The organism is Chloroflexota bacterium (genome assembly GCA_020850535.1).
Classification (GTDB): domain Bacteria; phylum Chloroflexota; class UBA6077; order UBA6077; family JACCZL01; genus JADZEM01.
In genome coordinates this window covers 19648-33390 of record JADZEM010000060.1, presented here as the reverse complement: position 1 = coordinate 33390, position 13743 = coordinate 19648, and the positions used below count along the sequence as shown (strand labels likewise).

11 protein-coding genes are annotated in these 13743 nt (G+C 69.1%); 3 read left to right on the top strand and 8 right to left on the bottom strand.

The genetic code is table 11. From position 1 onward, the window contains the following. Nucleotides 1-27 precede the first annotated feature (27 nt). From IT306_09025 to IT306_09015, 3 genes are read right to left on the bottom strand one after another with little or no spacing between them, the layout of a single operon-like run. Complete coding sequence (locus IT306_09025) at nucleotides 28-684, bottom strand: DUF402 domain-containing protein (protein MCC7368553.1); 657 nt, start codon at nucleotides 682-684, stop codon at nucleotides 28-30. Between the two features lie 46 nt (nucleotides 685-730). Then, a complete protein-coding gene (locus IT306_09020; GenBank protein MCC7368552.1) occupies nucleotides 731-1855 on the bottom strand; it encodes a hypothetical protein in 1125 nt (374 codons plus the stop codon). A 37-nt stretch (nucleotides 1856-1892) separates the two neighbouring features. Continuing rightward, nucleotides 1893-2816, bottom strand: coding sequence for an NAD(P)-dependent oxidoreductase (locus IT306_09015; GenBank protein ID MCC7368551.1), 924 nt, complete (start codon nucleotides 2814-2816; stop codon nucleotides 1893-1895). A gap of 158 nt (nucleotides 2817-2974) precedes the next feature. On the opposite strand from IT306_09015, the gene IT306_09010 reads away from it, so the two are divergent. Together IT306_09010 and IT306_09005 are read left to right on the top strand one after the other, a co-directional pair. Then, nucleotides 2975-3997: a YihY/virulence factor BrkB family protein gene (locus IT306_09010; protein ID MCC7368550.1), complete on the top strand. Its 1023-nt coding sequence runs from the start codon at nucleotides 2975-2977 to the stop codon at nucleotides 3995-3997. A 458-nt stretch (nucleotides 3998-4455) separates the two neighbouring features. Next, nucleotides 4456-5538 (top strand): Zn-dependent alcohol dehydrogenase, encoded by a 1083-nt coding sequence (locus IT306_09005; protein MCC7368549.1) that lies wholly within the window; start codon nucleotides 4456-4458, stop codon nucleotides 5536-5538. A 67-nt stretch (nucleotides 5539-5605) separates the two neighbouring features. Here the strand turns inward: IT306_09005 and IT306_09000 are convergent, their stop codons facing one another. After that, a complete protein-coding gene (locus IT306_09000) occupies nucleotides 5606-7876 on the bottom strand; it encodes an ABC transporter substrate-binding protein (GenBank protein MCC7368548.1) in 2271 nt (756 codons plus the stop codon). Nucleotides 7877-9097: 1221 nt separating this feature from the next. Here IT306_09000 and IT306_08995 point away from each other — a divergent pair. Beyond that, the gene (locus IT306_08995; protein ID MCC7368547.1) at nucleotides 9098-10786 is read left to right on the top strand and encodes a hypothetical protein; all 1689 of its coding nucleotides are present in this window, start codon (nucleotides 9098-9100) and stop codon (nucleotides 10784-10786) included. A 183-nt stretch (nucleotides 10787-10969) separates the two neighbouring features. Here IT306_08995 and IT306_08990 read toward each other — a convergent pair whose 3' ends face one another. From IT306_08990 to IT306_08975, 4 genes are read right to left on the bottom strand one after another with little or no spacing between them, the layout of a single operon-like run. Then, the gene (locus IT306_08990; protein ID MCC7368546.1) at nucleotides 10970-11791 is read right to left on the bottom strand and encodes an SDR family oxidoreductase; all 822 of its coding nucleotides are present in this window, start codon (nucleotides 11789-11791) and stop codon (nucleotides 10970-10972) included. A 57-nt stretch (nucleotides 11792-11848) separates the two neighbouring features. After that, complete coding sequence (locus tag IT306_08985) at nucleotides 11849-13420, bottom strand: amidohydrolase family protein (protein ID MCC7368545.1); 1572 nt, start codon at nucleotides 13418-13420, stop codon at nucleotides 11849-11851. A 7-nt stretch (nucleotides 13421-13427) separates the two neighbouring features. Then, nucleotides 13428-13571, bottom strand: a complete 144-nt coding sequence (locus tag IT306_08980; GenBank protein ID MCC7368544.1) for a hypothetical protein — start codon at nucleotides 13569-13571, stop codon at nucleotides 13428-13430. Further along, nucleotides 13564-13737 carry a hypothetical protein gene (locus tag IT306_08975; protein ID MCC7368543.1) on the bottom strand — a complete coding sequence of 58 codons (174 nt, stop codon included), beginning with the start codon at nucleotides 13735-13737 and terminating at the stop codon, nucleotides 13564-13566. The genes IT306_08980 and IT306_08975 overlap by 8 nt, the downstream gene beginning before the upstream one ends. Between the last annotated feature and the right edge of the window lie 6 nt (nucleotides 13738-13743).

Genomic DNA, 13743 nt, shown 5'->3' with positions numbered 1-13743 from the left:
CTGGCAGGGGAAGCAGGCATCGGCCGGCTACGCGTCAGCGCGGGAGACAAGCGGATCTGGCGCAGTTGGACCTGGCGAAGGCGAAGGCAAGCCGGGCGTGGGCCGGTCCGGCGAGGGGTAGTCGGGCGAGGGCCGGTCGGCGGCGGGCGCGTCTGCCGTGCGCCAGTCGCCGTTCTGCCGCAGGATCTCGGCGAGGCGGTACGCCAGCGCGCGGGCCTCGTCGGCCTGGGCGCGGCTGATGCCGCCAGCCCGCACCGCTGCTTCGAGATCGTCCTCGTCCACGACCCGTACGATGCCGCCCGGCAGCCGCATGACGTCCACTTCCAGATCGATGTAGTGAACGGCGCCGTTCCGCAGCTGGGCGGGCGTCTGGATGTTGAACAGCTCGCCCACCAGCGTACCGTCGCGGCGGTAGTAGGTGCGCCGCAGCACCCGCCCGCCGATGGGCGTCTCGATGGTGCCCCAGTCGCCGGCCAGCTTGGGGAGGTTCAGGCTGTCGTACTGGCCGCCGCCCGAGAACTGCCGCTCCAGGGTCAGCAGCTCGCCGTCCCAGGCCGAGACGATCCCGCGCATGGTGATCGTGCGCTTCCAGGGCTTGGCGTGGACAATCGAGGCCGGCGAGCCGACGCCGAAGTCCGCCCGACCACCACTCACCGCCGCTGACCGTCGATCTGCCTTGCTCATCCTGTTGCCGGGCCTCCAGGCCAGATGGTGACCGAGCGCGTGACGATCAGCCCTGGCGCACGCGGAACAGGATCGCCGTGCCGCCGGCCAGCACGCACCATGTCAAGAGCGCGCCGATGGTGACCAGCAGCCAGCGGTCCTCGTCGAAGTACATCCGCAGGCTGTTCAAGAAGCGATCCAGCCAGAGCTCGGGCGTCGAGACGACGACTAATTGGACCGGCACGCTCACGGTGTCCGCCGTCGTGTTGAACTGGCTCGTCTCGGAGAGGCGCGGGGCCGTCACCCGCCCGGCGATGATGCCATCGATGACCGTGCCAGCGGGCGGCAGGCTGGCCGGCGCGACGAGCGTGGCCGGCAGGACGGTCTCCTGGTTCGCGCGCCCCTGACCGCGCCGCTCCACGATGGTGATCGTCTCGCCCCAGTTCTGAGGCCGGGCGGCGGTCACGGGGAACGTTGTGCCGGCGTCGTCCAGCTCGCGGTCGAGCGTCAGCTCCAGGCCGGACGAGGCCCAGAGGCCGCTCACCGAGCGCCCGCTGTGGACGTACCAGTTGGTCGCCGCGCCCGGCGCGACCTTGAGCTGCGCCGGCGTGGACGCCGCAACCTTCAACGGGGCCGACGCGGTCGCCGCGACCTCGACGGTCGGGCCGGGCGGGCGGCCCTCCAGGTAGAGCGCGACGGGGTTGACGACCAGCAGCGCCAGCAGCGCCACGGGCAGGATGACCAGGAAGACGAGGCCGAGCAGTACCAGCAGGGGGCCGGGCAGGGCCAGCCCTCGCCGACGTGGCCTCGGCACAGCGGCGGCGGCCTGCCCGTTGGGCGGCTCGGCCTCGTCTGGATCGTAGCGGTAGGCGGCCGGCAGGCGTTCGGTCTCGGCCGGGGCGGCCGGCCGGACTGATGTCGCGCGCAGGCGCCGGGCCTCCGCCAGCGACGCCTCGGCCGCCCCGTCCTCGCCGATCCGGTGGTACGACTCCCCAAGCCGCTCGAACAGCTCGGGCGAACGCACCCCGGCCCGCACGTTCGCCTCGTACAGCTCCGTCGCCTCTTCGTCCATGCCGCGACGGGTGAAGATCCGGGCCAGCGCCTCGCGAGCGGCGATCTTCTCGGAGGGCGAGCCATCCCGCAGCGTCTGCAAGCAGGAATGAGCCTCGTCCTCTTCGCTGTCGTAGCTCACCGCAGCCATCCTGGATCGTTCTCCATCCCCCGACGACTCAGTCGTCGCCGGGGGCGTCGCTGGCCTTGAGGATCGCCCCGCCCAGATCCTCCCAGACGGTGGCAATCGCCGAGGTGTCCCAGCGGCCCATCCCCTTGACGCGCGCGGCCGTCCGCAACTGCTGAACGAGCGCCCCGATGGGCAGGGCTGCGCCGACGTCGCCGCCAAGCTCCAGGGCCAGCCGGGCGTCCTTGTACTGGAGATCCAGGGCAAAGGATGGCGGCTGGAAGTTCCGCATGAACACTTTGTTCTTGATCATGCCGTGCAGCATGGCGTTGTTCGCGCCGGTCGTGGAGAGCACCTTGTACATGATCTCCGGCGTCAGGCCGGCCTTCGCCCCGAGCAGCAGCGACTCTGCGTTGACCGCCGCCACCACGCCGCCGAGCAGGTTGTTGACCAGCTTCATGGTGGCCCCGGCGCCGTTCGGGCCGCAGTGGTGGATGTCGGTAGCGACCTTGCTGAGCACGGGCATGGCCGCGTCGATATCCTCCTTCTCGCCGCCGATCATCAGCACGAGCGTGCCGTTCTCGGCCTCGGTCTTGCCGCGCGCCATCGCGCTGTCCAGCACGTGGACGCCGCGCTTCTTCCCCGCTTCGTAGAGCTGCATGCTAACTTTCGGGTGAACGGTGCTGAAGTCGGCGTGGATCATCCCCTCGCGTGCCGCGTGGTAGACGCCCTCCTCGCCGAGCATGGTCTGGAGCACGTCCGGGCCGTCCGGCAGCACGCTGATGACGAGATCCGAGCCCATGGCGATGTCGGACGGACGCTCGGCGGCCGTGGCTCCAAGCCCGACCAGCTCCGCGACAGCCTCCGGGTTCAGGTCGTACACCGCGACGTCAAACCCGGCCTTGCGAATGTTGCGGGCGATGGGCCGTCCCATGGTGCCGAGACCAATGACGCCGACCTTCTTCACGACGATCATCCTCCGTCCCGCGCCTCGGTGCGCGGTCCCTGGTGACTCTAGCGCGCCGTGCGGCCTGCGTCAAAGTGCGGGGAAGACGGCACACATCCTGCTTTTGGCGCGTCGTGATCCGTTCATCGCACGACCCCCTTCCAACCGATCGCGCACCGCTGGTCACGGTGGCTCGGGCCGCGTCTCCGACCGGCCAGGTCACCACACGCCATCCGGCCACGATACGCCAGCGGCTGGCGGCCGGCCTGCGCCGGGCCGGTGATGCCGAGCGTCGGATCTTCGGGCGGGGCGGGTGGCCGCGGATCGTGCGGAACGCCCTCGTCAGCTTTGTCTTGCAGGCCGGCACGCGGATGGCTGCCGCGCTCTCCTACTATGCGCTGCTGGCGGCCGGGCCGCTGCTGGTGCTGACCATTGCTCTGGGCAGCGCCGTCCTCGGAGAACAGGAGACGCGCGACATCGTGGCGCTGACGCTGCCACGTCTGCTGCCGGTGAGCGCGGAGCTGCCGTCACAACTGGTTGAGTCGGTGGTGCGGTCGTCGCCGCCAGCCACCGGGCTGGCGCTTGCGACGGGCATCTTCTCGATGATCGGCTTCGCCCGGGCGCTGACGTCCAGCCTGAACGTCACGCTGAACGAGATCGGCGGCGAGCCGATCCGTCGCACGGCCCGGATCGTCCCGCTGCTGTACCTGGCCGTGCTCGGGCTGCTGTGGGGATCGTGGGCCTTCGAGGTCGTGGGCCGCGTTGCCGAGGCGAACGCGGGCGACGCGGTAGTGCCGCACCCGGGCCTGCTCCTGGGCCGCGTGACGCCGCTGGTCCTGGCCATCGTCCATTTCAGCATCATCCTGGCGATCGTGCCGCGCGCCCCGCTGACGCTGCCGGAGATCGTCGGGCCGGCGGCCATCGGCGGGATGCTCTGGGAGGCGGCCCGGAACCTGTTCGGCTGGCTGGTGGGCACGGACAGCTTCTATCTCCAGTTGTTCGGGCCGCTGGGTGGGGCGGTGGCGCTGCTCGGCTGGATCTATCTCAGCTCGGTGATCCTGGTGCTGACTGGGCAGATCGCCTGGGCCTACGCGATGGAGCGGCGCGGGCGAGGTCACCTGGCGCGGCGGCTGCCCCGGCAGGCCGGCCTGGAAGAGCGGGCGCAGACGCCGTTCGAGGTGGAGAACGCCGTCAACGAAGCCCAGCTCTAGCGCGGCCTGGCCGCCCGGGCGATTGCCTGCTGGTCTCGTCGTACAGCGGCGCCGGGGGTTGAAGAAGATTGACGAAATACCCACGTATTCGCTCCGTCACTCTGGAGGCCCTCACCCCCCGGCCCCCTCTCCCGGTGCGCGGGCGAGGGGGAGACACACGAGGCTGTCGTTCCTCCCCCTCGCCCGCGCACAGGGAGAGGGGGTCGGGGGTGAGGGCCTTTACTACAGTAAGGAATCCATCTTCATCAACCCCCGACTGCGCGTCTCGTCGCGCTTCGGGAATACCAATGAACAGGCAATCGCCCTGGCCCGGCCGCCCGAATGACGGCACCGCGCGCCCTCCAGGTGGTAGCGTATCGGCTGCGCGCGGCGGCTCGCTGGCGAGGGCCGCCCGCTTCCACTGTTCCCTGCACGCCGGCTGCCATCGGGGGCGGCCGAGCACTCCTGGGAGGGCCTTGATGGCGACTGAGATCCGTGGCGCGGTTGCGCGGGAGGTCGGGCAGCCGGCGCCCGTTGAGCGGATTGTCCTGGAAGATCCAGGTCCGGGCGAGGTACTGGTCAGGGTGCTGGCGAGCGGCGTCTGCCACACCGACCTGCACTTCCAGACGGGCAGCATCGGCTCGCTGCCGGTGCTGATGGGCCACGAGGGCGCGGGCATCGTCGAGGCGGTTGGGGCGGGCGTCTCCGAGCCGAAGGTCGGCGACTTCGTGGTGCTGGCCTGGCGCGCGCCCTGCGGCAACTGCCGCTTCTGCCACATCGGACAGCCGCACCTGTGCGCCGCCAGCCTGAACGCCCAGCCGCGCCAGAAGTCGCCGGCCGGCGAGACCATCCCCACCATCATGGGGCTGGGCACGTTCGCCACCCACACGGTGGTGGCCGCGCTCCAGGCCGTGCCGATCCCGCGTGAGGTGCCGGCCGCGCAGGCCTCGCTGATCGGCTGCGGCGTGATGACCGGCCTCGGAGCGGTCTTCTACACGGCGGGCGTCCGCCGGGGCAGCACCGTCGCCGTGTTCGGCTCGGGCGCAGTCGGCACGAGCGTGATCCAGGGCGCGCGCATCGCCGACGCCGCGAAGATCATCGCGGTGGACCTGGAGCCGCGCAAGCTGGAGTGGGCGAAGAAGCTCGGCGCGACGCACGTCGTCAACGCCAGCGAGACGGACCCCGTCGCCGCGATCAAGGATCTGACCGACGGCCACGGCGTGGACTACGTCTTTGAGGCGGTCGGCAACCCGAAGGTCTTGTCCCAGGCGCTGCGGAGCCGCGACCTCGCCGGCGTCTGCACGCTGATCGGCGTCCCCAGCGCGACCTCGACCATCGAGTTCCCAGCCCAGGAGTTCTTCGGGATGGGCGGCTCGCTGCGGGTCTCCTGGTACGGCGACTGCCTGCCGACGCGCGACTTCCCGCTGCTGGCAGACCTCTACCTGAAGGGCCGGTTGAACCTGGACGACCTGGTCACCGAGAAGATCGGCCTCGGCGACGTCCAGCACGCCTTCGAGCGGATGGAGCGCGGCGAGACGCTGCGCTCGGTCATCACGTTCTAGGTTGCCGGTCCTGGGTTTCGGGTTTCAGGGACCATTGCCCCCGAAACCCGAAACCCGAAACCCCGCGCTAACTCTTGAAGAAGAGCGTCGTCGGGTGGGAGGAGCATGGGGTGCGGCAGTGCATCGCGTTCATCTGCCGCGACGGCACGTTCCCCAGGTTGTTCTTGACGATCCGCACGCCCATGACCGCCGGCGAGAGGCCGACCGTCCCGATGGAGTACGTCTCCTCGGCCAGGATCTTCCAGATGTCCTTGGCGGTCTGGATCCGCTCGGCGTCCGGCTTCCCGAACGCGCCGCGGTACATTTCCAGCGCCTTGACCATCTGCTCGTCGTCTGGCTTCTTGCCCTGCGCGCCGCCCGATGCGTACCACTTGCCGTACAGGTTGCCCATGAACACATCCGGGCGCATCGGCAAGGCGTGCGGCGGGAACGAGTAGAGCATCTCCGACCCGTCGTTCGCCCAGAGGACCGTCTGCAGCTCGTTGCCGTCGCGGCGGCGCTCCATCAGCGTCCGCTCCTGCTCGACGACGTCGATCTGGATGCCGATCCGCTTCAGGTGCTGGGAGATCATCTCGCCGATGCGGGTGAACGAGATGAACTGCCCGGCCGTGCCGACCAGCTCGATGCGGAGGCGTCCCTTGCCGTCCTTGCGGAGGCGGTAGCCCTCGCTGTCCTTGGTCGTCAGGCCGATCTTGTCGAGCAACTGATTGGCCTGGGCTACGTCGGTGGTCGCCCACTTCTTCCGCCACTCGGGGCCGGGGCTGTAGAGCGAGTCGTCCGCCGGGACAATCGAGCCGGGCGTGCCGATGCCGAGCCAGAACGTCTCGTTGAGCTGATCGCGGTCGATGCCGATGGCCAGGGCGTGGCGGAAGTCGCGGTTGCGGAGCCAGTCGCCGACCTCCGGGTCGGCCTCGTAGGACTGGTTGGTCTGCCAGGTGGCGTCCGCGCCGTTGGCGGCCGGGTCCAGCCGGACGGTGTAGTTGCCCTTCTGCTGGTTCTCCAGGAAGACGGGCAGCTTCGAGAGGTCGGTGTGGCGCTCCTGCCAGTCGTACTCGCCGGCGATGGCGCGGAGGTTCAGCACCTCGAGGTTCTCGGCCAGCGTCATCTGGATCTTGTCGATGTACGGAAGCTGGTTCCCCTCGGTGTCCACGGCGTAGTAGAACGGGTTCCGCTCCATCGCCCAGTTCGGCGTGTTGATCGGCGAGGTCATCTTCCAGGGCATCAGCACGGGCAGATCGACGTTCCGCCGCCAGTCCGCTGCGAAGGTTGTGAAGTAGGTCTTCCAGTTGTCGAAGCCGGCCGCCGTCGCCTGCTGATCGACCTTCTCCTGGCCCGCGTACTTCGGGTGGAACTTCGAGAGGTAGTGCTTCGGGGCGATGGGGCCGCGCAGGAGCGGCGCGCCGTTGCTCTGCGAGGTGCCGATGTAGCTGGCGCCGGTCAGGATGTCGATGATGCCGGGGTACGGCTCCGGGAAGACGAAGCGGACGGTCTGATCGTCCACCTTCTCGACCTTGCCGGGCTTGCCGTTGATCGACATCTCGGCGGTCGGCGTGGGCGTCAGATCCTTGTTGCCGTACAGGTCCTCGAACCAGAAGACCACGTCGTCCGCGCCGAACGGGGCGCCGTCCGACCACTTGTGGCCCTTGCGGAACACCAGCGTCAGGGTCTTGCCGCCGTCCCCAACTTCCCAGGACCTGGCCACGGACGGCATCAGCTTGGTGCCCGTGAAGTCCCAGAATATCATCTTGTCGGTCGAGTTGATCCGGTTGCCGTTCTCGTTGTCGCCGGGGCCGGTGAACGCACGCCGCCAGGTGCCGCCGTACTTGCCGATCTCCTGCAACGGTTTGACGACCATCGGCTCGTCGGGCACGCGCTGTTCGACGGGCGGCAGCTTGCCGGCTTTGACCAGCTCGGCCAGCATCGGGGCCTCGCCCAGCCTGGCGGGGCGTCTGGCCTCCGGCTGGACGGTCGGGCCTTCGATCTTCCCGATCAGCTGGCTCCCAAGGCCGCCCTGCGAGGCTGGCTTGGCGGCCGCCTCAGCCGGCTTGGCCGGCGCGGCAGCCGCGGCGGGCTTCGCTGCCTCGGTTGGCGCGGCAGCCGCGGCGGGCTTGGCCGCTTCGGCAGGCTTCGCAGCCTCGGTCGGCTTGCTGGCAGCGGCGGGGGCCGTAGTGGCTGCCGGCGCCGCGGCCTGGGTCGGCTTGGGCGCTTCGGCCGGCTTGGCAGCCGGCCCGGACGGGGCACAGGCGGCCAGCAGGCTCACCCCTCCCAGCCCGAACGCCCCCTGGATCAAGAGGGTACGGCGCGAGATGCCGCGAGATGTTCCGCGCGTCTTCGCCATGCGGATGGACCTCCATCGAGTCGTGAAGGCCACCCACCTCGGCGGCCCTCTCCACGCTGTGTTGCGTCAGGACAGCGACGCCAGGACAGCCAAACCGTTGTAGCATGGCGTCCCTGACAAAGCAACGTTCTCCAGCGCTGCGACGGGAGAAGGCCTCGTATCCTCGGGCCGCGCACGCGTGTACGCCTTGTCTTGAAAGATCGTGTACAGGCGCGGTCTGTCAGCCACAATCTTCTGACGGCCCTCTGGCTTTGTCAGCACCATGAACCGGAGGAATCGACAGCGCAATCGCCAGAGTGCATCCTGTGCATTCGCCAGTGCAACCGTGCCCTGCACGTTTCGCCTGTCCAGATCTTCTACCTATCCTGTCTGGCGGCGCTGCATGTTCCGTCCAACCCACGTCGACTCCAGGAGGCGCGTAGACCAGGAGTCCGAGACTCGGCTGGGATACATGATGCGGCTACCCGGACCGGATATTCGACGCGCGATCGAAGATCCAAGACGGTTTGCCAGCTCGACAAGGCGAGGTCAGCGAGCACGAGGAGCCGCACCCCGACGCCGTCCAGGGGGCTGCTGCGTAGCGTCGATTGAAGCACGCATCTCCCCAGCGAGTCGCAGGGATCACTGGCATCGACGGCCGTCCGGAGCGGCCACCGACACCGTGTCCTGCAGTGCGTCGTCAGGCGGCAGCCCGCCAGGCCTCCGACGACGCATGGCTGCCAACCACCCGTCCGGGCGACCGTTGTATCGGGTGAAAACGCATTCGTGGGAAAAGATCGCTATCGGTCAGGTGACCGATCATCGCCGTGATGAATGCGCCCCCAGAACGAAATCTCGACGGACACCGTACGGCGCTGCGTTCGGTATCGGATGGGCGGCGCGTACGGCCTACATCTGTGAGATACGCGCACAGATACGACAGGCAAGCACATCGCCTGCATCTGCAAGGATTCTGAGACATTTCGTGCACATGACACCCGTCTCCTTGCGCGCAATATCCTCGTTGATCCATCACAAGCAGCCTGAGAGCAGTAGTGTGCGGCCGAGACACTGCTGTGCCGGGGGGCAGGCGGCGACTGGTGGGGAACGAGTGGTGTGGGTGATGGTGTCGCGGGTTGCCCGTGGGCGGTCCGTCACTGTGGGCGCACCGATTCTCAGTGAGAGGATTGGCAAATGGTGCGGTGGTCGAATCTCGGCCTGCGATGGAAGCTCCTGAGTGCGATGGGTATCGCACTGGTGATGATGGTGCTCCTGACAGGCCTGACACTTAGCGGCACGGCGCATATGACAGATGCGAACCGGGTGGTTGTAGAGCGGGCCAGGGCGACAGCCCAGACTGATGCGGACCGGCAGGCGGTTGCGCGGGCCGAGCAGGAGTTTGTGTCGGCGGCGCAGTCGCTGACGTGGGAGATTCTGGCGGGCAGCAGCCTGGCCATTGTGGTTGGGCTGGCTTCAGTGCTCTGGATCTCCAACACGCTCTTGCGGGCGGTGAATGCCGTCGGCGTCACGACGCAATCCCTGGCGGAACACTGTGCCACAAGCCTCGCGGACGGTCTGGCGGCCTTCGCGAGCGGTGATCTGACGGTGAAGCTCCAGCCGGTTACACCGCCACTGCCAGACATGGGGCAGGATGAGATCGGGCAGATGGCGACCTCGACGAGCCTGCTCCGCACGAAGATCATCGCGACGATTCACAGTTACGAGCAGGCCCGCGCCGATCTTCAGTCGCTGCTCGGGCAGGTACAGGCGACGGCGGACGGCGTATCGGTGGCGTCCGGGCAGCTTGGCAGCGTCTCGACCCACACGCGCGCCGCTGTGCAGCAGGTCACCGGCGCGATTCAGCAGATGGCGGCCGGCGCGCAGCTGCAGTCCGGCTCGGCGCAGGTCACCAATACGGCGGTCAGCCAGCTCCTGACGGCTATCGACCAGGTGGCCCAGGGCGCGCAGGAGCAGGCGCAGACGGTTTCCGGTGCGTCGCAGATGACCAGCGAGATGGTCGAGAACGTCGAGCATGTCGCCGTCACATCCCAGTCCGTCGCGGCCTCCAGTCTCCAGATGCGGGCCTCGGCCGAGCATGGCGCAGAGGCGGTGCAGCGGACGGTGGCTGGCATGCGCGAGATCCGGGACGTGGTCTCGGATGCGGCCGGGCGCGTCGAGGAGCTGGGACGGCTGGGTGAGAAGATCGGCGCAGTGGTCGAGACCATCGACGACATCGCCGAGCAGACCAACCTCCTTGCCCTCAACGCGGCCATCGAGGCGGCCCGGGCGGGCGAGCACGGTCGCGGCTTCGCGGTGGTGGCTGACGAGGTCCGCAAGCTGGCCGAGCGCTCCCAGCGGGAGACCAAGGCGATCTCGGACCTGATCCGCGAGGTTCAGAGCGGCACCCAGAACGCCGTCGCCGCGATGGCCCTGGGGGCGCAGAAGGTTGAGGACGGCTCGGCGCAGACGGACCAGGCCGGCCAGGCCCTGGCCGAGATTCTGGCAGCGGTGGCGGGCACCGTCGAGCAGGTGCAGTCGATTGCCGACGCGACGCAGTCGATCAGCACGCGTGCTCGCAACGTGAGCGATGCGATGACCGCCATCTCGGGCGTGGGCGAGGAGGCGATGGCCGCCGCCGAGGAGATGACGGCGTCGGCGCAGGGCGTCGGTGCGGCCGTCGAGTCAATCGCCTCAGTGGCGGAGCAGAGCAGTGGCTCGGCTGAGGAGATGGCGGCGTCGGCGGAAGAGATGAGCGCGCAGGTCGACGAGATGTCCGCGCAGGCCGACGAGCTGACGGACGCCGCCGAGCAGCTGCGGACGCTGGTGAGCCGCTTCCACCTCGACACGGCGCGGGCGGCCCAGCCGGCCGCACAGCCGGCCGAGCGCGGACGCGGCGGCGGGCGGCGAGGCGTGGCCCGGCTGGTCAGCTAGGACAGGGCGGAGAGGGGGAGTACGTGAGTCTCCTCCTCTCCGGTGTACTGTCATTCCTCGTCACCGGCTGACACGTCAGTCATCACCGGGCGCTGAGGTTCGCCCGTCCTCCGGGCGGCTGTTTCCGACCTTGTGTGGAAAGATGCCTCGGCGAGCGCTCGCACGTGTGGATGACCTGCTCCGTCAGCCCGGGAACGATACGCCGCCGTTCACGCTCATCGTCACGCCGCTCATCTGGGCCGAGGCATCCGACGCCAGGAACGAAATCGCGTTGACGACATCCTCTGGGCTGTTCAGGCCGAACGGCGCCTCGCGCTCGAGCTTCTTGAAGGCCCGCACCAGGACATTGTCCGAATCCCCCTGCGAGGCGTACCAGTCGTAGCCAGGGGTGTCGCGGGTCAGGGTGATCGCGACGGCATTGATGCGTACGTGGTGGCGTGCCAGCTCACGCCCGAGCGCCCGCACCATGAAGATCAGCGCTGCTGCCGCCCCACCGATGAGCGACTCGCCGGGCGTCGGGGTGCGGCCGGCATCCGTCGTCAGCAGTACGATGCTGCCCGACCGAGCCGGCACCATCACGTCGAGGGCCGCGCGCACGGCATGAAGCCGCGTGAAGATGTGCGTCTGCACGTAGTTCAGGTAGTACGAAGGATCGATCTCGTGGAACGGGCGCGCGGGCGTATGGAGGCCCGCGCCGCCGCTGCCCACCAGGATATCCAGCTTCCCAAACTCTTCAACCGTCATCTCGACGGCCGTCCTCACCTCGTCGTAGCTGGTCAGGTCGGCGGGCAGGACGAGGCCGCGACGTCCCAGCGCCTCGATCTCCTCGACCAGCTCCAACGCGGGCGCCGGATCGCGTGCCAGGATGCCGACGTCGGCGCCATTGCGTGCCATCGCCAGGACTGCCGCCCGTCCGATACCGGCCGTGCCCCCCGTGACGAGCGTCACCTTGCCCGTCAGGTCCGTCCGAAGCTCGCGTGGCCCATTCACCGGTACATCAGCCATGTGTAACCCCTCCACCTACGCCACAGAAGGCTGGACCGACGCCGCCCACGGCTTGTGTCACGATGCCGCTCCCTGCCAGACAACAGCGCCGCCCAGGATCGTGCATCGAACCGGCGGCAAGCCGGTCCAGGTTGAGACGGGCGTCTCGCTTGCCAGAATCACGAGGTCGGCGCGCGCCCCCGGCCTGAGCACCCCGATCTCCCCTTCCAGGCCAGCCGTTGCCGCTGGCGCTGCTGTCAGGCAGGCCAGTGCCTCCTCGGCTGACAAGGCCTCGGCCCGACCGAACGGCAAGCCAGTGGCCGTCGTGCGGCCAGTCAGCGCCGCGAACGCCTCCTCCGGCGACGGCTCGCCGATGGGCGCGTCGGAGCTGGCCGCGTACGGAACCCGACTGTCGAGCAGCGAGCGGACGCGGTACAGCCAGCCATGCTGCTCCTGGGGATACTCGGCCAGGAAGTGGTCGCCACGCTGGCGCAGCAGGGCCGGCTGCCCAACGACGTGGACGCCAGCCGCCCGCAAGGACGGCAGGAAATCGTCCGGGATCACCGCGCCATGCTCGATGCGGTCTGGCGGCAGCGACGCATCGCGCGGGCCAGCGCGTTGCAGCGCCTCCAGCGCTGTCACCAGCTCGGCCTCGGCGACGGCGTGCAACGCCACGGGCCAGCCCTGCCGTCGCGCCCGCCCCACCTGGGCGTTCAGCACATCGACATCCATCGTAGCTTCGTCCACCATCAGCTTGACGTGCGTGGCGACGAGCCGAAGCCGTCCGTTCCTGCGCGCGGACAGCGCCTCCACGTGCCCGATCCCGACCATCATCAGCAGGCGCTGCGCGAGCGCGCCCTCCTGCTGGAGCCGCTCGAACAACGCCAGCTCATCGGGTCCGTTGGTCTCGGTGGCATCCTGGACCGTGGTGATGCCCTGCGAAAGCAGCCGCTCCGAGGCGGCGCGCACGTCCGCCGCGATCTCCCCGAACGCTGGCCGGGGCAGCCGGCCGTGCAGCAGCCTCGCGCCCTGATAGACTCGCCCCGTCGCCCGGCCGGTGTGGACGTCCCGCTCGACCTCCGACAACGGATCGTCCAGCAGGCCGAGCATCGCCAGCGCGGCGCTGTTCAGCAGATCCAGGTGGCCCGTGCGGTGCTGGACCCGTACCGGGTGGTGTGGCGCGGCCCCATCCAGGTCAGCCCGATCCGGCAGGCGGTGGTCAGGCCACTGGCGCTCGTCAAGCCCGATCGCTCGGACCCAGCCGCCCGGCCTCAGTGTCGCGGCTCGGGCCGCCAGCGCCCGCTGCACCTCCGCGATGCTCTTGAGCCCGCGACAGTCCACCCAGGACGACCGCCGCGCGTAGGCCAGCAGGTGCAGATGCGGATCGTGGAACGCTGGCAGGATCGTGCCGCCCTCGGCATCGACCAGGCGGGTACAGGGTGACGCCTCATCTCGCAGCCACCGCCCATCCCCGAGGGCCACGATCCGTCCGTCTCGCACCAGGACGGCATCGACCCCTGGGAAACGGCCGCCGGACAGGGCCAGCCGCCCGTTGACGAGCAGCAGGCTGCTCTGCCCGACGTGACGACGTTGCCCCTGTCGGAGAGCGGGGCCAGCCGACGATCGGCCTGCCGGGGCGCGTGCGTTCATGGCCCCCTCAATCGGACGAGGGCAGCTTCTTCGCTTCCTTCAACTGCATCTCCTGATCGCAGCAGCTGACGGCGCCACTCCCAGGCTTCGTGCAGAGCGTCTCGGTGCCGCACGTCGCGCAGACGAATCGCTTGCCGAGTTGATTAGCCACCGCTCGCCTCCCCTGACGCCCCGGCGGTCGCCGCCCGTGCGGCCCCCCCGGCTCGTAGCTGCATCTCCTGACCGCAGCACGTTAGCGTACCGGTGCCGGCGCGTGTCACCAGCATCTCGGTCGCGCACGTCGCGCAGACATACCGTTTGCCCGTCTGGTTCGCCACGAAGGC